This window comes from Methylacidiphilum sp. Yel (assembly GCF_004421185.1).
In the GTDB taxonomy this organism is placed as follows: Bacteria; Verrucomicrobiota; Verrucomicrobiia; order Methylacidiphilales; family Methylacidiphilaceae; genus Methylacidiphilum.
In genome coordinates this window covers 43,694-60,902 of sequence record NZ_LXQB01000023.1, presented here as the reverse complement: position 1 = coordinate 60,902, position 17,209 = coordinate 43,694, and the positions used below count along the sequence as shown (strand labels likewise).

The 17,209-nt window shown below is 42.8% G+C and carries 17 protein-coding genes; 16 read left to right on the top strand and 1 reads right to left on the bottom strand.

Features of this window, described 5'->3' with window-relative positions; all coding sequences use genetic code 11:
• Window positions 1-47: 47 nt before the first annotated feature.
• The 9 genes from nifH (at window position 48) to A7Q09_RS04410 (ending at window position 9,802) form a co-directional block, all read left to right on the top strand.
• Window positions 48-941, top strand: a complete 894-nt coding sequence (nifH, locus tag A7Q09_RS04450; RefSeq protein WP_134390093.1) for a nitrogenase iron protein — start codon at window positions 48-50, stop codon at window positions 939-941.
• Window positions 942-1,053: 112 nt separating this feature from the next.
• Window positions 1,054-2,529 (top strand): nitrogenase molybdenum-iron protein alpha chain, encoded by a 1,476-nt coding sequence (nifD, locus tag A7Q09_RS04445; RefSeq protein ID WP_134390092.1) that lies wholly within the window; start codon window positions 1,054-1,056, stop codon window positions 2,527-2,529.
• A gap of 43 nt (window positions 2,530-2,572) precedes the next feature.
• Window positions 2,573-4,153, top strand: coding sequence for a nitrogenase molybdenum-iron protein subunit beta (gene nifK / locus A7Q09_RS04440; protein WP_134390091.1), 1,581 nt, complete (start codon window positions 2,573-2,575; stop codon window positions 4,151-4,153).
• 42 nt (window positions 4,154-4,195) lie between these two features.
• A complete protein-coding gene (nifE, locus tag A7Q09_RS04435) occupies window positions 4,196-5,575 on the top strand; it encodes a nitrogenase iron-molybdenum cofactor biosynthesis protein NifE (protein ID WP_134390090.1) in 1,380 nt (459 codons plus the stop codon).
• 15 nt (window positions 5,576-5,590) lie between these two features.
• A complete protein-coding gene (nifN, locus tag A7Q09_RS04430) occupies window positions 5,591-6,934 on the top strand; it encodes a nitrogenase iron-molybdenum cofactor biosynthesis protein NifN (RefSeq protein ID WP_134390089.1) in 1,344 nt (447 codons plus the stop codon).
• 3 nt (window positions 6,935-6,937) lie between these two features.
• A complete protein-coding gene (nifX, locus tag A7Q09_RS04425; RefSeq protein ID WP_134390088.1) occupies window positions 6,938-7,336 on the top strand; it encodes a nitrogen fixation protein NifX in 399 nt (132 codons plus the stop codon).
• A 2-nt stretch (window positions 7,337-7,338) separates the two neighbouring features.
• Window positions 7,339-7,809: a NifX-associated nitrogen fixation protein gene (locus tag A7Q09_RS04420; RefSeq protein WP_134390087.1), complete on the top strand. Its 471-nt coding sequence runs from the start codon at window positions 7,339-7,341 to the stop codon at window positions 7,807-7,809.
• 462 nt (window positions 7,810-8,271) lie between these two features.
• Complete coding sequence (locus A7Q09_RS04415; protein WP_134390086.1) at window positions 8,272-8,853, top strand: inorganic diphosphatase; 582 nt, start codon at window positions 8,272-8,274, stop codon at window positions 8,851-8,853.
• A gap of 529 nt (window positions 8,854-9,382) precedes the next feature.
• Window positions 9,383-9,802, top strand: a complete 420-nt coding sequence (locus A7Q09_RS04410; protein WP_134390085.1) for a MerR family transcriptional regulator — start codon at window positions 9,383-9,385, stop codon at window positions 9,800-9,802.
• Between the two features lie 370 nt (window positions 9,803-10,172).
• Here A7Q09_RS04410 and merA read toward each other — a convergent pair whose 3' ends face one another.
• Window positions 10,173-11,825, bottom strand: coding sequence for a mercury(II) reductase (gene merA, locus A7Q09_RS04405; RefSeq protein ID WP_134390084.1), 1,653 nt, complete (start codon window positions 11,823-11,825; stop codon window positions 10,173-10,175).
• Between the two features lie 355 nt (window positions 11,826-12,180).
• Between merA and nifB the strand changes: the two genes are divergently transcribed.
• The 7 genes from nifB (at window position 12,181) to A7Q09_RS04370 (ending at window position 17,186) form a co-directional block, all read left to right on the top strand.
• The gene (gene nifB, locus A7Q09_RS04400) at window positions 12,181-13,749 is read left to right on the top strand and encodes a nitrogenase cofactor biosynthesis protein NifB (RefSeq protein WP_134390083.1); all 1,569 of its coding nucleotides are present in this window, start codon (window positions 12,181-12,183) and stop codon (window positions 13,747-13,749) included.
• 28 nt (window positions 13,750-13,777) lie between these two features.
• Window positions 13,778-14,002 (top strand): YfhL family 4Fe-4S dicluster ferredoxin, encoded by a 225-nt coding sequence (locus A7Q09_RS04395; RefSeq protein ID WP_009060123.1) that lies wholly within the window; start codon window positions 13,778-13,780, stop codon window positions 14,000-14,002.
• A 2-nt stretch (window positions 14,003-14,004) separates the two neighbouring features.
• Window positions 14,005-14,346 (top strand): iron-sulfur cluster assembly accessory protein, encoded by a 342-nt coding sequence (locus tag A7Q09_RS04390; protein WP_134390082.1) that lies wholly within the window; start codon window positions 14,005-14,007, stop codon window positions 14,344-14,346.
• A gap of 76 nt (window positions 14,347-14,422) precedes the next feature.
• The gene (locus tag A7Q09_RS04385; RefSeq protein WP_134390081.1) at window positions 14,423-14,938 is read left to right on the top strand and encodes a hypothetical protein; all 516 of its coding nucleotides are present in this window, start codon (window positions 14,423-14,425) and stop codon (window positions 14,936-14,938) included.
• Window positions 14,935-15,756: a 4Fe4S-binding leucine-rich repeat protein gene (locus A7Q09_RS04380; RefSeq protein WP_134390080.1), complete on the top strand. Its 822-nt coding sequence runs from the start codon at window positions 14,935-14,937 to the stop codon at window positions 15,754-15,756. Before A7Q09_RS04385 ends, A7Q09_RS04380 begins: the two co-directional genes overlap by 4 nt.
• The gene (locus tag A7Q09_RS04375; RefSeq protein ID WP_134390079.1) at window positions 15,734-16,015 is read left to right on the top strand and encodes a nitrogen fixation protein NifZ; all 282 of its coding nucleotides are present in this window, start codon (window positions 15,734-15,736) and stop codon (window positions 16,013-16,015) included. The genes A7Q09_RS04380 and A7Q09_RS04375 overlap by 23 nt, the downstream gene beginning before the upstream one ends.
• On the top strand, window positions 15,990-17,186 hold the full coding sequence (locus tag A7Q09_RS04370; protein WP_134390078.1) for a cysteine desulfurase family protein: 1,197 nt from the start codon (window positions 15,990-15,992) through the stop codon (window positions 17,184-17,186). The genes A7Q09_RS04375 and A7Q09_RS04370 overlap by 26 nt, the downstream gene beginning before the upstream one ends.
• Window positions 17,187-17,209: the final 23 nt, after the last annotated feature.

Genomic DNA, 17,209 nt, shown 5'->3' with positions numbered 1-17,209 from the left:
AACGGCGGTTGCCTGCCAAAAAAACAAAAAGAAAAAAGGAGGTACTAGTGAGTGGATTAAGGCAGATTGCTTTTTATGGTAAGGGAGGTATCGGTAAATCTACAACTTCTCAGAATACGCTAGCGGCGTTAGCCGAGATGGGGCAGCGGATCCTGATTGTCGGATGCGATCCTAAGGCAGACTCTACGAGATTGATTCTACATTCCAAAGCGCAGGATACCATTCTCCATTTGGCGGCTCAAGCCGGAAGTGTGGAAGATTTGGAAATAGAAGATGTGATGAAAATTGGTTACCGGAACATACGATGCGTCGAATCTGGCGGTCCTGAGCCCGGAGTGGGATGTGCGGGGCGGGGGGTCATCACCTCGATTAATTTCCTAGAAGAAAATGGGGCTTATGAGGATATCGATTATGTGTCCTATGATGTTCTTGGGGATGTCGTCTGTGGGGGATTTGCCATGCCTATTAGAGAAAACAAAGCTCAGGAAATTTATATCGTCATGTCTGGAGAAATGATGGCGATGTATGCAGCGAACAATATCTGCAAAGGAATATTGAAATACGCCAATTCAGGTGGGGTAAGACTTGGTGGACTGATTTGTAACGAAAGAAAGACCGATAGGGAATATGACTTGGCTGACGCATTAGCCAAAAGACTTGGCTCAAAGCTGATCCACTTTGTTCCTAGAGATAATGTTGTCCAGCATGCGGAGTTACGAAGAATGACTGTAATCGAATATGCTCCAGATTGTAAGCAAGCAGACGAATATCGAACTTTAGCTAAGAAAATCCATGAAAACGCAGGAAAAGGAGTAATTCCCAAGCCGGTGACGATGGATGAGCTGGAGGATCTGCTAATGGAGTTTGGGATTATGAAAAAAGAGGACGAAAGCTTGATTGGAAAAGCGAAAGTGGAAGAGGAAGCTGCCGTTTGTGTTTGATTGCGACTATGGAAAGTCGAACCCCTCCTCTATAGAAGTGAGGGGTTCGATCGACCCTAAATAGAACAGCTCATTGGAGAGGAGCTAATCACAGAACAAAAGGAGTAAATCTATGAGTTTGACGATTGAAAACGCACAACCAGTAACGCTAAAGGAAAAGAACAAAGCGCTTATCAAAGAGGTGCTTCAAGTCTACCCAGAGAAGGCAGCAAAAAAAAGAGAAAAGCACTTAAATCTTTATGAAGCTGGAAAGACCGATTGTGGCGTAAAATCCAATATTAAATCGCTTCCTGGGGTAATGACCATCAGAGGATGTGCTTATGCGGGATCCAAAGGGGTGGTCTGGGGACCAATAAAAGATATGATCCATATTAGCCATGGACCGGTGGGGTGTGGGCAATATTCATGGGCTTCACGTCGGAATTATTATATCGGCACAACAGGCGTAGATACCTTTGTGACCATGCAGTTTACGACAGATTTCCAAGAAAAGGACATTGTCTTTGGGGGAGATAAGAAGTTGGCGAAAGCTCTGGAAGAACTGCAGGAACTCTTTCCTTTGAACAAGGGTATTACGATTCAGTCGGAGTGTCCTATAGGCTTGATTGGAGATGATATTGAGGCGGTGGCCAAAGCTAAAAGTAAAGATTTCGGAGGCAAGACAATTGTACCCGTACGATGTGAAGGTTTTAGAGGGGTTTCGCAGTCTTTAGGTCACCATATAGCCAATGATAGCATCAGGGATTGGGTGCTAGAAAAAATGGCCGGCAAAAAAGAAGAGTTTGTTACTACTCCTTATGATGTTGCTATTATTGGTGATTACAACATTGGCGGGGATGCTTGGGCATCACGCATCCTTCTTGAAGAAATGGGTTTGCGCGTTGTGGCTCAATGGTCAGGAGATGGTAGCTTAAAAGAGCTTGAGAGAACCCCTAAAGTCAAACTCAATATTTTACACTGTTATCGTTCGATGAATTACATCAGCCGGTACATGGAAGAGAAATTTGGGATTCCATGGGTAGAATACAACTTCTTTGGGCCAACAAAAATAGCCGAATCGCTGCGGAAGATCGCTAGCTTTTTTGACGATAAAATTAAAGAAGGTGCCGAAAAGGTCATTGCTAAGTATCAACCAATGGTCGATGAGGTCATTGCCAAATACAGGCCTAGGTTAGAAGGCAAAAAAGTAATGCTCTTTGTGGGGGGCTTAAGACCCAGGCATGTCATTGGCGCTTATGAAGATTTGGGAATGGAAGTCATTGGCACTGGCTATGAGTTTGGCCATAATGATGATTACCAGCGGACCACCCATTATGTAAAGGATGGCACCCTTATTTATGATGATGTGACAGGCTTCGAATTCGAAAAGTTTGTTGAAGCACTTCAGCCCGATCTAGTGGGTTCGGGAATCAAAGAAAAATATGTTTTCCAGAAGATGGGCTTTCCTTTTCGCCAGATGCATTCCTGGGATTATTCTGGGCCTTATCATGGGTATGATGGCTTTGCGATATTTGCTAGGGACATGGACATGGCGATCAATAGCCCGGTGTGGAAAATGACTGCTGCGCCTTGGAAAACAAAGCAATGAAGCTTCCGATTCAGTCTAAAGCTTAACAATAAAGGAGAGGATTATGGAAAGGACAGAAAAGGCAAAAAGCCAAAATGCTGACAATGTGCTCGATCATTTTAATCTGTTTAGACAACCTCAGTACTTAGAGATGTTCGAAAAGAAAAAATGTGAGTTTGAAAATCCAGTACCTGCTGAAGAGGTTGAAAAAATTAGGGAATGGACAAAAAGCTGGGAGTACAGAGAAAAAAATTTCGCACGAGAAGCCATATCCATAAATCCTTCCAAAGCCTGCCAACCCCTGGGAGCCATCTTTGCGGCAGTGGGATTTGAAGGAACCCTGCCCTTTGTTCATGGCTCCCAGGGCTGTGTGGCTTATTTTCGGAGCCATTTTAGTCGGCATTTTAAAGAACCCTCCAGCTGTGTCTCCTCTTCTATGACTGAGGATGCGGCTGTCTTTGGTGGGCTTAACAACATGATTGATGGGCTGGCTAATTCTTTTTCTTTATACAAACCAAAAATGATCGCTGTCTCCACTACTTGTATGGCTGAGGTGATTGGCGATGATCTCAATGCCTTTATAAAAAATGCAAGGGATAAAGGCAGCATTCCCCAAGACTTTGACGTTCCTTTTGCCCATACCCCATCCTTTGTTGGAAGCCATATTACAGGCTACGACAATATGATGAAAGGGATACTGAGCTATTTTTGGGATGGTAAAGCGGGAACTGTGCCACCACTAGAAAGAAAGCCTGTGGATCGAATCAATATTATTGGAGGCTTTGACCCTTATACTGTAGGCAATATGAGGGAATTAAAAAGAATGCTTAGTTTGATGGGGGTTAACTATTTGATTCTTTCTGATAATAGCGATGTTTGGGATACCCCAACCGATGGGACATTCCGAATGTATGATGGGGGAACAAAACTCACTGAGATTTCTGATGCTATTCATTCAAAAGCTACGGTTTCCATCCAAGGATTTTGCACAGAAAAAACTATCTCTTACATAAATGAGAAGGGCCAACAAACTGCTGTCTTCCATTGCCCAATAGGAGTGCGAGCGACCGATGCATTCCTTATGGAAATCAGTAAGTTGACTGGGAAGCCTATCCCTGAAGAACTTGAAAAAGAACGGGGAAGGCTTGTTGATGCCATAGCGGATTCCAATGCCCATATTCATGGGAAGCGCTTTGCTCTGTTTGGAGATCCGGATATGACCCTTGGTCTTACTGGTTTTCTTTTGGAACTGGGAGCCGAACCGATTCATGTCTTATGTACCAATGGTGGAAAAGAATGGGAAGAAAAAGCAAAAACCCTTCTTGAGGCTTCTCCTTTTGGCAAAAATGGCAGTGTTTATGCTGGCAAAGACCTGTGGCATATGCGCTCGCTGCTCTTTACAGAGCCTGTAGATTTTTTAATCGGTAACACCTATGCTAAATATCTCGAAAGGGATACGGGCACTCCCTTGATTCGTATTGGATTTCCTATTTTTGATAGGCATCATCATCATCGCTATCCGATATGGGGCTATCAGGGTGGATTGAATGTTCTAGTGTGGATTTTGAATAAGATCTTTGATGAGATGGATAAAAACACAATCGTTCCTGCAAAATCAGATTATAGCTATGACATAATACGATAAGGATCACCAATAAAACAAAAGGCTGCCAAGGAGGCTAGTACAATGACGACGCTATCGGCAAAAATCCAGGAGGTGTTTCAAGAGCCAGCCTGCCAAAAAAACCGCTCGAAATCGGATAAAGAACGAAAAAAAGGCTGCACCAAGATCTTACAGCCTGGGGCTGCAGCCGGAGGCTGTGCCTTTGATGGAGCCAAAATCGCCTTGCAGCCTATAACTGATGTCGTTCATCTTGTCCATGGTCCAATAGCCTGTGAAGGGAACTCCTGGGATAACCGAGGTTCCAAGTCCTCCGGCTCCAAGCTTTATCGTTTGGGTTTTACGACAGATATAAACGAAATGGATGTTATTTATGGCGGAGAAAAGAGGCTTTTCAAAGCCATAAAGGAAGTGGTGGAAAAGTACAGACCCCCAGCCGTTTTCGTATATAATACCTGTATTCCTGCCTTGATTGGCGATGATTTAGAAGCCGTATGCAAGGCAGCCAAAGAGAAATTTGGGATCCCTGTTGTTCCGATTCAATCCCCTGGCTTTTCTGGTAGTAAAAACCTTGGTAACAAGTTAGCTGGTGAAGCGTTATTGGACTACGTTATTGGCACTGAAGAACCAGAAGTGACTACCCCCTATGATATCAATATCATTGGCGAATATAATTTAGCGGGGGAATTGTGGCAGGTAAAACCGCTGTTCGATCAACTTGGTATAAGGATTGCTGCCTGTATATCAGGGGATAGTCGTTACAAAGAAATTGCCAGTTGTCATAGGGCTAGAGCAGCAATGCTTGTCTGCTCCAAGGCGATGATCAATATCGCTAGAAAAATGGAAGAACGCTATGGGATTCCTTTTTTTGAAGGCTCTTTTTATGGAATCTCCGATATGAGTGAGGCTTTAAGAAACATCGCTACGCTTCTTGTCCAAAGGGGGGCAGAGGAGGAACTGCTGGCGAAGACCGAAATTCTGATCAGACACGAGGAACAGAAAGCATGGAGAAAGTTGGAAACATACAAAAAAAGGTTATCTGGCAAAAGGGTTTTATTGATCACTGGAGGAGTGAAATCTTGGTCTGTTGTTTCGGCTTTGCAAGAAGTGGGGATGGTGGTGGTAGGGACTAGTGTTAAAAAATCAACGGAGGAAGATAAACAAAGGATCAAAAAAATCATGGGAGAAGAAGCCCACCTGATCGAAGAGATGACGCCTAAGGAGATGTATAAGATGCTTAAGGATGCCCAGGCGGACATTTTGCTTTCCGGAGGCCGCTCTCAATTTGTTGCATTAAAGGCGAAGGTTCCTTGGCTAGATATTAATCAGGAAAGACATCATGCCTATGCTGGATATGAAGGCATGGTCAATTTGGTAGATCAGATTGATAGGACTTTAAATAATCCTCTGTGGGAGGCCTTAAGAACTCCTGCTCCGTGGGACTAACCGATAAAAATTAAGATGGCAACGATTATCCATAGCAAAAAGGCCTGTTCGGTGAGCCCATTGAAGCTGAGTCAGCCTATTGGGGGAGCGCTTGCCTTTATGGGAATTAATAGATCGATGCCTGTGCTCCATGGATCCCAAGGGTGTACCGCCTTTGGTCTCGTGCTTTTTGTTCGACATTTTCGCGAGATGATTCCTTTGCAAACAACGGCAATGAATGAAGTCACGACAATCATGGGCGGATTGGAGAATATAGAACAAGCAATTGTGAACATTTATAAACGAGCAAAACCTGCTTTGATAGGAATCTGCTCGACTGGACTGACTGAAACCAAAGGGGATGATGTGGAAAGTTATCTTAAGGTCGTTCGCCAGAGGCATTCGGAGGTTGAGGACTGTCAGCTAGTTTATGTCTCCACTCCTGACTTCGTTGGAGCATTTCAAGATGGTTGGGGAAAAGCCGTTTCGAAAATGATCGAAGTATTAGTTGAAAAATCTTCTGAAACTGTTAAAGGCCAAATCAATATATTAGCCGGAAGTCATCTGTCAGCTGCAGATATCGAAGAAATTAAGGAAATGGTAGAAGACTTTGGGCTCAGAGCTATCATTTTACCCGATATTTCAGGATCGCTTGATGGGCATCTTCCCGAGGATTTTACTCCTACAACGATTGGAGGGACACCATTAGAAAAGCTTAAAGAAATGGGTAAATCGGAGGTTACCATTGCCATAGGTGAACAGATGCGCGCTGCTGCGATGGCTCTGGAAATCAAAACAGGAGTTCCTTTTTTTATTTTCGAAAGACTCACTGGATTAGCTTCGGTCGATCTTTTTATAGAAAGGCTTTCAAGCATTACTCAAAAACCTGTTCCCAATAAATACCGTCGCCAGAGATCCCAGCTTGTCGATGCCATGCTCGATTGCCAATTTTATTTTGGGGGACTTCCCATTGCCCTTGGTGCTGAGCCTGATCTGTTGTGGGCAATTGGGAATTTCCTTGTCGAAATGGGAGCAAAAATTACCGCGGCGATTACTACCACAGAATCTGTCCTTCTTCCCAATATGCCCTGTGAAACAGTCACCATTGGCGATCTGGAAGACTTAGAAACCATGGCCAAAGGTACAGAGCTCATTCTTACCCATTCCCACGGTCGGGGTGCCTCCCGAAGACTGGGAATTCCTCTCTACCGAATAGGCCTTCCCATGTTCGATAGAGTAGGAGCAGCTCACCGCTTGAGCGTGGGATACCGAGGAAGCCGCAACATCCTTTTTGAAATAACCAACTTGCTTATCGAACAGGAAGAAAAAAAAGAAGAAGAGAAAGAACGAACCCATTTTTTTACCTCCCTTTCTGGATGAATTATGAAAATTGCATTTGCTACACAGGATTTGAATCGAGTAGATGCTCATTTTGGGTGGGCAAAAAATATCGTTATTTATGAAGTCTCCCAGGATGGGTATCAACACCTACAAACGGTTAGTTTTGATGGAGAACTTAAAGAGGATGGGAATGAGGACAAATTAGAACCCAAGTTGGAAGCTATAAAAGATTGTTCCATCCTCTATGTCGCAGCCATTGGTGGATCAGGAGCTGCTAGGGTAGTAGCCAAAGGTATCCATCCTATAAAGTCTAACAACTGCGAACCAATTAAAGATATTCTTGTCAAACTCCAGCAGATTCTTAATGGGACACCACCCCCTTGGCTTAGAAAAGCTATGAACAAGGGAAGAGAGAAAATTCTGAATTTCGAGGAGGAATAGTGATGAAACTCAAGGAAGAAAAAATAGACGCGGAGCTTATCGAAGAATTTATCACTGAACTTGTCAATCAATTACGTGCTCAGGATACATATGGAAATTGGGAGGGGAAAAAAAATGAGGAACTACTGAAAGATTATATTATTGATGCTCAAAAAAGAAAGGAAATTCCTATTATTGGGGATCCCGATCCTGATATTCTATGGCGGATAGAACTATTTTTTAATGCCGTTGCCTTAACAATAGAAAAAAAGACGGGTGTTCTTGTGGTGCCGATGATGAGCATGCATCATGAAGGCTTTGGAAGGGTGGTTCTTTTTGGAGGAAAGCTGGTTGTTATTAATAAAACATTGCGTGATGTACACCGATTTGGTTATCCCTCTTTAGAAAAACTGGGGGAAGCAGGAGCAAAATACGCCACCCTTGGTATTGAAATGATTTCACGCTTTCCTGAGGCTGCCAGATTCGAAGGATAATATTGCTTTTTTTTCCAGTATAAAGCTTTGGAGTGTTTTCTTGGTGGCTGGAGGAGGAAAAGTTGAAAGATAGCAGCTCTTTGCTCTCATCAAATCATGCATTAACTGGATCATCAGCAAAACTAGTAATCGACCCGAAGTGGAACGCGGATGGAGTGCCAAGAGGTTTATTTCGTAGAATTTGTTTTTCCTCTGCTTAACTTTCTTAAAGAGGAAAAAAAAGTAGCAGGCATTGCAAGCCTATCAGTCGTTTTAGCGCAGAGAACAGGCGTTGATTGCTTCGTCTATTCTCTCTATAGATAAAGTTGAAAAAAAATTTTTATCTCAAATCAAGGATACCTTGATGAACAAGAACACTATAGCATCCTATGCTCACAAAAGAGTAACGATAACAAAATTCTTGTAGCCTTTTGCTTGAATTCTTGAGATGTGTGGTCAAAGTCTGTTTAAATCTTTTTTTTTATGACGCCTTCTTTTACATATCACAGACAGGGTGTTTCTCATCCCTGGCATGACGTTTCTCCTGGAATAAATGGGCTGCCTTCTCAATTCAATGCAGTGATTGAAGTCTCAAAAGGTAGTTCCAATAAATATGAGTTGGATAAAGAAACTGGGCTTTTACGCTTAGACAGGGTACTTTATTCAGCCGTTTATTATCCGGCCAACTATGGATTTATTCCTCAAACACTGGCAGAAGATAAAGACCCGTTGGATGTTTTGGTTCTTGGGGATGAGCCTGTCTTGCCTATGACATTAGTGCATGCGCGGACAATAGGGCTAATGGTAATGGAAGACCAGGGACAACTAGATCATAAAATAGTTTGTGTGCTCACAAGCGATCCAGAATACAGTCATTTGAACGATATTCATGAACTTCCCATCCATAAGTTGCGGGTTATCCGACGATTCTTTGAGGATTACAAGGCATTGGAACATAAAAAGGTGGTAGTAGAAGACTTTCTCCCAGCTAAGGAAGCTTTCCCAATTATTGAAGAGTCTTTAGAACGGTATAGAAATTGGAAAGAGTCAACTACCCCGCCCTAGAGGGCGGAGCTTGTGAAAGCAAGCTATCTTGAACAGGGAAAGCAGTAGGCAGTCCCCTACGTTTGCAACAGGTCGTTAAGACCCACTCCGGGATGCTTCCTCAGTCCCAGACACTGGAAGATGGGGATCATGCTGGGCAAGGGCAAAGGCCTGAAGGTTCTTACCGACACCGCGAGGGGTGAGCCGGTTGCAGACATGCCTGAGGGGAGAGGGGCAGAGATGCCTGCATTACAAGGCTCCTAAGGGCTTAGGAAAGTGGGCGCGGAGGGTTGATGGGTCGTGGACGTGCCCGCCTGAACCAAGATAGCATTGGAGGAAGGAGATGGCGGGAACTGGGGCGGCTTACGCCGCCGCGCTATCCCTCCCCGGCATGAATGCCAGGGTTTCCCTCGCAACTGGATGAAATTAATACTAGCTAAGGAATTTTTAGTAAAAATTTTTTTCTGATCCGATCCAAAAGTTTGTTCAAAAGATTATTTCATACGCTTTCTTTTGTCCCTAAAGTTTAGTTTAGGGTTTATATTGTTGCATGAATCAGAAAACAATCAACAGGCCTTTGACCATTGGTAAGGTGGCAAATATGGCTGGGGTTGGAGTGGAAACCATTCGATTTTATGAAAGGAAAGGTTTACTACCCAAGCCGGCACGTTCTCTTTCGGGTTACCGTCTTTACGATCAAAATGCTTTAAAAACCATAAGCTTTATTAAACGAGCTAAGGAACTAGGTTTATCTTTAAATGAAGTCAAAGAACTTCTTTTTTTACCTAAAGAAGGCAGCTGTCAAAGAGTTTTGCAGAAGGTCAAGAGGAAAATAGAAGATCTTGAAAAAAGAATAAAAGATCTCCGAAGAATAAAAGAGAGCCTTGAGAACTTAGCAAATAGTTGTCAAAAAAACCGAACCGAAAAGCCTTGTCCAATTCTTTCGGCTTTGGAAGATCATGAAACATAAACTCCACTAAGCGAGTTTTTTTTTAAGGATAAGTTAACCTCTCTCTTGATAACCACTAAACGTTGGAAAGAAAAGTTGCTAGCGGACAGCGAGGCTAAGATTTGATGAAATTGCCTCCAATGTAGTTTAATCCGCCAATACTGCAAAGCGCTGGAGGATTCTCCTATGCCTGCCTCTTCAGCTACGGCCAGAAAGAGGATAGGGATTCAAAAGAAAGAGTCAGAAAATTGAGACTGGAGACCTAATGAAGTTAGTTTCTATCGCAGCTGTTGGAGAGACTATGAGTCTTCCAATATTATTGGCTACTTTGGCTTATGATTCCTCATGAAGGAGCAACAAAAACATTGGCTAGCAAAGGATCAGCTCCTTGCTAACTGGCACAACAGGAAAGATGTCCGACATCTTTTTTAAATGAGAGTGCAGCCAGTTTTATTGCTTCACTCATTGTTAGATAGGGATGGAAGCCATCCACTATGTCTTGTATGGTTAATCCATGTCGGAGAGCAACAACGGCCTCCTGAATAAAATCTCCAGCTGCTGCAGCAAGCAAGTGAGCCCCTAGAAGTTTTTCTGTGTTTTTTTCGATTACAAGCTTAATTAATCCTCTAGTATCCAAAGAAATGATAGCCTTTGGAACCTCTTTGAACGGAAAAATCGAAGTAACAACATTCAATCCTTCTTTTTTTGCTTGAGCCTCGGTTAAGCCAACACTTGCGATCTGTGGATCGGTGAAAGTCACTCTGGGTAGAGCTGAAAAATCAATTGATCGTTTAGCTCCCTTAATAGCATTTTCTGCAGCGATTCCTCCAGTGTAAGCGGATACATAAACAAACTGCGGAAAGCCTGCACAATCTCCGGCGGCATAAATGTCTGGATTGGTGGTACGTAGAAAGGAATCAACAAGAATTTCTCCACGACTTCCCTTTTTGACTCCAACTTCTTCGAGTCCTAGCTCTGCTGTGTTGGGACTACGACCTGTTGTGACAAGAATTTTCTCCACCCTCAATCCAATTCCTTTTTTCCCGTTTTGGATAGAAATAAAACAGCCATTTTCTCCCGTTTTTTCCACATAGCGCACCTGAGTGTTTGTCAAGAGTTCAATCCTTTCTTCTTTCAAACATAGGCTAAGTTGCTCTCTTATTTCAGGTTCTTCGCTCATGGCAATTGAGGGGAGGGCCTCAATGATATGTACCTTAACGCCAAAGCGGGCAAACATCTGTCCAAGTTCTAGTCCTATAGTTCCTCCGCCAATTATGGCAAGAGAAGAGGGCAGAGTTTTTACACTTAAGGCAGTGGTGCTATCGAGAAAACCTGTCTCTTTTAACCCAGGAATCGGAGGGATAGACGGAGAGGAACCAGTGGCTAACAGAATTTTTCTTGAAGTATAGGTTTTATTATTAACGATCAGTTGGTTGCCAGCCATCAATCTTGCCTTTCCCTCGATAAGAGAAATATTTGGGTAGACATCCAAAAGATGGAGGTATTTTTGCATCCGCAACATGCTGACCAATTTTTCTTTTTGATCGGACAATTGTGCCCAGTCTAAGGGCATATTACAAGGTCCTAAACCTGCGAACCGAGGGTTCCTTGCCATTGTGTAAACTTCAGCGGCTCGAATAAGGAATTTTGACGGGACGCAGCCCACATTGACACAGGTACCTCCAATGACCCCAGATTCAACGATCCCAACCTTCGCTCCTAGTTCACTTGCTTTTATTGCAGCAGCAAAGGCAGCAGAACCTCCACCTACAATCAAAAGATCATAAGCTTTGCTCCTCTCTTCGCTGTCCATTCCTATTGGCATCCGTTCGATGACAGTGCCCTGGTAACCTAATGCTTCGATTGTTTGTAGAACTTCCTGCTCGTTCCATTGCTGGGTAGTAACAAGGTTGGCTCTTTTGGATCGCCAATCAGTCATCTGAACTTTTTCAATCCCTTGGAGTTTTTGAAGAGCTCTTAGAAGATGCGTTGCACAATCTTCGCATTTCATCCCTTCAATCTGGAGAAAAACATTGAATTTCACTGTAGTAGGCCTCCTTCTGCATATTGCTCTTTTGTAGGCAATCTAAAGGTTGGACTATAGTCCAGAGTCAACGGAATTTGTAATAAGCAAATAAAAATAAATTTATAATGCTAAACCTTACAATTTAGCTGAGGGAGTGTGTGTTTTATCACAACATTCCTACCAGCTTTTGTACCAATTCCTACACGACGCTTCTTCTATGAGAGCTGGATCAACGAATCTCTAGAATCGATGAAATAGGTTGGCACGCAACACCAATAAAGGAAAAGACAAACAGAGAGGTTGTCTCAATCAAGGAGAAGAATTGGCACAGCTTTTGCTCGAATCCTTTAAAAAACAATAAAGGAGGTACTCGATGACTGCTGCTTTGACCCAAACTCCGAAAGCAAAGAATTTTCAGCGTTTGAAAGCCTTGGGACTTTCCGTTACTTCCACTATTCAGCATCAAGGATGCGGTTCGAAGGGAGGCAGCGGAAAATCGAGTTGTGGCTCTGGAGCGGGAGCAGGAGATCTTCCCGAGGAAATTTGGGAAAAAGTAAAAAATCATCCCTGTTATAGCGAAGAAGCGCACCATTATTATGCGCGGATGCATGTGGCTGTGGCGCCGGCATGTAATATTCAATGCAATTATTGTAACAGAAAGTATGACTGTGCGAATGAAAGCCGACCAGGGGTAGTAAGCGAAAAGCTTACCCCAGAAGAAGCAGCTAAGAAGGTTTTAGCTGTTGCCTCTCTCATTCCTCAGATGACTGTTCTTGGGATAGCGGGTCCAGGAGATCCTTTAGCTAATCCGGATAAGACATTTAAAACTTTTGAGCTTGTAGCAAAGAAAGCTCCAGATATAAAGCTTTGTCTCTCAACCAACGGTCTAGCATTACCCGAGTATGTGAAACGAATCAAGGATTTCAATGTGGATCATGTAACCATTACGATCAATATGATAGATCCAAAGGTGGGGGAGAAAATTTATCCCTGGGTGTTTTATAAACATAAAAGATATAAAGGGAAAGAGGCAGCGAAGATTCTTTCGGAAAGACAATTAGAAGGATTAGAGATGCTTACGGCTGAAAAGATCCTTTGCAAGATCAATTCGGTAATGATCCCGGGGATTAACGACGAACACTTAATAGAGGTTAATAAAGCTGTGAAATCACGTGGAGCTTTTCTCCATAATATCATGCCCCTTATTTCGGCACCTGAGCATGGAACATACTTTGGGTTGACAGGACAGAGAGGGCCGACAGCACAGGAATTGAAAGCGCTGCAGGACAAATGTGAAGGACAGATGAACATGATGAGGCATTGCAGGCAATGCCGCGCCGATGCGGTTGGATTGCTTGGGGAAGATAGGAGTAGTGAATTTACCAAAGAGAAGATCGCCTCCATTGAGCTGAATTACGATATAGAAACGAGAAATGCCTACAAAATGCAAGTGGAGCAGGAGAGGCAAAAGAGAGTGGCGGAAAGAGAAAAGGAATTAAAAGAAATAGCTAAGGAAAATAGTGAACTTAAGATTTTGGTTGCTGTAGCCACCAAAGGTGGGGGCAAAATCAACGAGCATTTTGGGCATGCTAAGGAATTCCAAATTTATGAGCTTAGTACGAAAGGCTCGAAATTCATCGGTCATCGGAGAGTCGATCTCTATTGCCAGGGCGGTTATGGAGAAGAGGAGGCGCTTGAAACTGTTATTCGGGCTATAAGGGATTGTGTTGCTGTGTTTGTGGCAAAAATAGGATCATGCCCGAAAGAAGCTTTGGAGAAAGCTGGCATAGAGACCGTTGATAGGTTTGCTTATGAATATATTGAAAAGGCCGCTGTGAGTTATTTCAAAGAATATCTTAGAAAGGTCAATGCTGGATTGATTCATCCAACCAAAAAAGAAGATGCTCTTATTCGACAGGGGGCATTAGTGCCTTTGAATTAAAACTAATGAACAAAAAGGAGAATAAAGTATGGCATATAAGATCGTTGCATCCCAATGTACAGGATGTTCTGCTTGTGAACCGGAGTGCCCAAATGGCGCCATCTATGAAAAAGAAGGCATTTTTGCCATAGATCCAGAAAAATGCACAGAATGTATAGGTTTTTTTGATGAACCGCAATGCGTCTCTGTCTGTCCAGTAGACAATACCTGTGTGATTGATAAAAGCCGTCCACGATACAAAGCCAAAAAATAGCCATGAAAATATCGATTACACCCAAGGCAAAACAATTTATTAGTCGGATGATCCGGATGTGTGGAGGAACAAAAAGCTCGGGCATGCGATTGATTGTTGGAGAAGGTGGCTGCTCAGGATTTGCTACGGACTTTAGCATTGTCGAGGAGCCACTGCAATCGGATACCACATGGGAGGATGGCGTTAGACTGTTTATTCCAAAAGAATGCCTTCCTTTCTTTGAAGAAGCCATTGTCCATTTTATTGAGACTCCCACCGAGACAAGACTAATTGTGCTATCAGGAAGGAAAAATAATAACAGCTGTGGCTGTTCCTCTTTACCTCCAGATCATTCCAATGGATAAGACCCCATATGATTGAGTTTTATCTGAATGAGAAATATCAAAGGAAAGAGGCATAGGCCAAAAGCGAGGAAATCGTATGCCAAGCCGCTGCTCAAATGCTATGGATGCTTATGGCATTCCAGAAGATTATTGGGGAGAGCTGGTGGAGGAGGCTGCTAGGGAGCTTAAAGAGGCTGCAGGGGCATATCCCAACAAAGAACAAGTACTCTTTCATTTGTATAAGGCATTTGAGAAGGCTGGCAAGCATATTACTGTTCTGATCGGCTTCTATCGGTTTTACTTTTATCAGAGTGATCTGTTGCAGTCTATATATTGGGGAAGATTGTGTATGGAGGAAACAGCAAAAAAATTGAGGATAAATGAAAACTGGATGGAATTAACTGAAGATCAGATCGAAATGTTGAAAAGCGCTGAGAATCCTCTGGTCGATCTCTACTTAAGAGCTTTTCATGCTGTGGCCTATCTGCTTGGACGAGTGGGCAACAAAGAGGAAGCCTTAAAAATGCTCCAACTATTAACCAGTCTTGATGTAACGAATCAAATAGGTGCTAGGAGGCTAGCGACTATCCTCAAAGGAGAGGACAATCAGTGAAAGATCTTTCGAACGAATGTTTAGATTGGGAAGGGAGACCAGTTGACTGCACCCAATGCCCTCATAAGGATTTAAAATCTAGGGGCAAATGTAAGAAGGGGGAAGCATGTATTCAGGATAGGTATGCGAAAAGAATTGAACGCTTTTTCGAAAGAAATCCAACCCTGGCTAGAAGTTATTTGATGCATCCCTATTTTGAAATTCGGGCAATTGCTCTGAGGCATGTCGATGGTCATCATCAAATTCGGATGTCGATGGATCCTGACGATACTGTCAGAATGAGCGCTGCTTACTATGTTCCCAAAAAGTTTCTTCTTCGATTGCGTTTTGATAAGAGCCGGGAGGTGCGTATTAGGGCTGCTGGATTATTGGAGGGGTTGGATCTTGTCCCGATGCTGATTGATCCCGATTATTATGTTAGACAAATAGTTGCTAGAAAAATTCCGCTCGAATGGTTGATTTTTATGGTTTCAGATCCTGAAGCTGCTGTACGGATTGAAGTTGCCAAGAGAATAGGGGAAGAGGGATTGAACATCCTTGCCAATGATTTGAACGAAGATGTCAGGCTGACGGTTGTCTCTAGACTAGACTCGAATGAATTGAGCCGATTTATCAATGATCCTAGCTGGAAAGTAAGATTTGAAGTAGTACGGAGAATTCATCCTGGTTCTTTACAAATTTTTTGTCAAGACCAGGATTCCTTTGTGAGAGAATTTGCGAAGCTTCGAATGGAAGAGCTCTATGGACAAACACAAAACAATCAGTTGAAAAAAGGATGGGAAAAAAAGAAAGACGATGAAAGAGAAGGACATCAATGAGCTTGATGGCCCGCCTCTATTTGAGTTTGGCCAAAAGGTTAGAAGTAGAAAAAATATTCGCAATGATGGAACATTTCCTGGAAAAGAGATAGGAGAAATTTTGGTTAAAAAGGGCGAAATTGGTTTTGTCAGCTGTATCGGGACATTTCTACAAAAATACTATATTTATGGGGTTGATTTTATCGAAAGAGGTTATCTGGTCGGAATGAAAGCCGAAGAATTAGAAAGAGTCGATGAAGACGCTAATAAAGAGGGATAGGGTCTATTTAGATTACAATGCCACGACACCGCTTTTAGAGGAAGTATATGAGGCGATGCTTCCCTGGCTAAAAGAAAAATTCGGTAATCCTTCAAGCAGTCATCGGGAAGGACAGGAAGCTAAAGAGGCCCTGTTTAATTGCCGAAAGAAAATTGCACAGTTTCTTGGAACAAGGACTGAAGAAATCATTTTTACAAGCGGTTGTACAGAAAGCATTGGATTGGCTTTAAGAGGTGCTTTGTTGGCTGGGGCGCAAAAAAATAAAATTGTAATTTCGGCTGTGGAACATCCGGCCGTTTTCAGTCTTATGAAGCTCTTAGAGAAAGAAAATGTCCAGTTTACTATCCTGCCTGTTGAAAGAGATGGCTCGCTTAATCTTGAACAACTGGAAAAATCGCTGGATAGCTCTGTTGGGATTCTTAGCCTTCTGTGGGCTAATAATGAAACAGGGGTGCTTTTTCCAATTGAACAGATCAGCCGAATAGCCAAAGCCAAAGGGATACTTTTTCATGTGGATGGTGCTCAGGTCGTGGGTAAAATAAAGATCCATCTAGCAGAGCTTGGAGTAGATTTGTTTTCATTTTCTGCCCATAAATGCTATGGGCCGAAGGGCATTGGAGTGCTTTATGTAAGAAAGGGACTTCCTCTTGCTCCTTTGATTCCTGGACATCAGGAAAGAAATAAAAGAGGAGGAACGGAAAATGTTGCTGGGATTGTGGGAATGGCGAAAGCCTGTGAACTTGCAGAATCAAAGATAATGAGACAGAGTGGTAGGATCCAAAAATTACGTGACTGGATGGAACAAACAATTGAACAGGAATTGCCTGGGATTGTTATTGTTGCAAAAAACAATAGTCGAATTTGGAATACATCGAACATCATTTTTTCAGGAACCGACTCTGAAGAGCTATTGAATTATCTTGACCAGAAGGGGATTGCTGTTTCTACAGGCTCAGCTTGTATGAGCGGCAGCCAAGAACCTTCGCATGTGCTTTTAGCTATGGGATTTGATCGAAAAGAAGCCGCTTCGGCTTTAAGAATTTCTCTGGGTATTGAAACGACTCAAGAAGAAATCGAATTTTTTCTTCAAGCCCTTTTCTCTTTTTTTAGTGTAGCAGCTTTCAGTAACGGCAGTGAAGTGAAAAAAGAACAGCCTTCCATGCTCCTATAAATGGCATAATAAATGCTCAATGT

What these genes read in the sequence shown, in the direction of transcription:
- A7Q09_RS04390 (WP_134390082.1), top strand. Translation starts at nt 14,005, where the DNA reads ATGAAAATATCGATTACACCCAAGGCAAAACAATTTATTAGTCGGATG.
- nifB (WP_134390083.1), top strand. Translation starts at nt 12,181, where the DNA reads ATGACTGCTGCTTTGACCCAAACTCCGAAAGCAAAGAATTTTCAGCGT.
- nifN (WP_134390089.1), top strand. Translation starts at nt 5,591, where the DNA reads ATGGCAACGATTATCCATAGCAAAAAGGCCTGTTCGGTGAGCCCATTG.
- nifE (WP_134390090.1), top strand. Translation starts at nt 4,196, where the DNA reads ATGACGACGCTATCGGCAAAAATCCAGGAGGTGTTTCAAGAGCCAGCC.
- A7Q09_RS04415 (WP_134390086.1), top strand. Translation starts at nt 8,272, where the DNA reads ATGACGCCTTCTTTTACATATCACAGACAGGGTGTTTCTCATCCCTGG.
- A7Q09_RS04370 (WP_134390078.1), top strand. Translation starts at nt 15,990, where the DNA reads ATGAAGACGCTAATAAAGAGGGATAGGGTCTATTTAGATTACAATGCC.
- A7Q09_RS04420 (WP_134390087.1), top strand. Translation starts at nt 7,339, where the DNA reads ATGAAACTCAAGGAAGAAAAAATAGACGCGGAGCTTATCGAAGAATTT.
- nifX (WP_134390088.1), top strand. Translation starts at nt 6,938, where the DNA reads ATGAAAATTGCATTTGCTACACAGGATTTGAATCGAGTAGATGCTCAT.
- A7Q09_RS04375 (WP_134390079.1), top strand. Translation starts at nt 15,734, where the DNA reads ATGAAAGAGAAGGACATCAATGAGCTTGATGGCCCGCCTCTATTTGAG.
- nifD (WP_134390092.1), top strand. Translation starts at nt 1,054, where the DNA reads ATGAGTTTGACGATTGAAAACGCACAACCAGTAACGCTAAAGGAAAAG.
- nifK (WP_134390091.1), top strand. Translation starts at nt 2,573, where the DNA reads ATGGAAAGGACAGAAAAGGCAAAAAGCCAAAATGCTGACAATGTGCTC.
- A7Q09_RS04395 (WP_009060123.1), top strand. Translation starts at nt 13,778, where the DNA reads ATGGCATATAAGATCGTTGCATCCCAATGTACAGGATGTTCTGCTTGT.
- A7Q09_RS04385 (WP_134390081.1), top strand. Translation starts at nt 14,423, where the DNA reads ATGCCAAGCCGCTGCTCAAATGCTATGGATGCTTATGGCATTCCAGAA.
- A7Q09_RS04410 (WP_134390085.1), top strand. Translation starts at nt 9,383, where the DNA reads ATGAATCAGAAAACAATCAACAGGCCTTTGACCATTGGTAAGGTGGCA.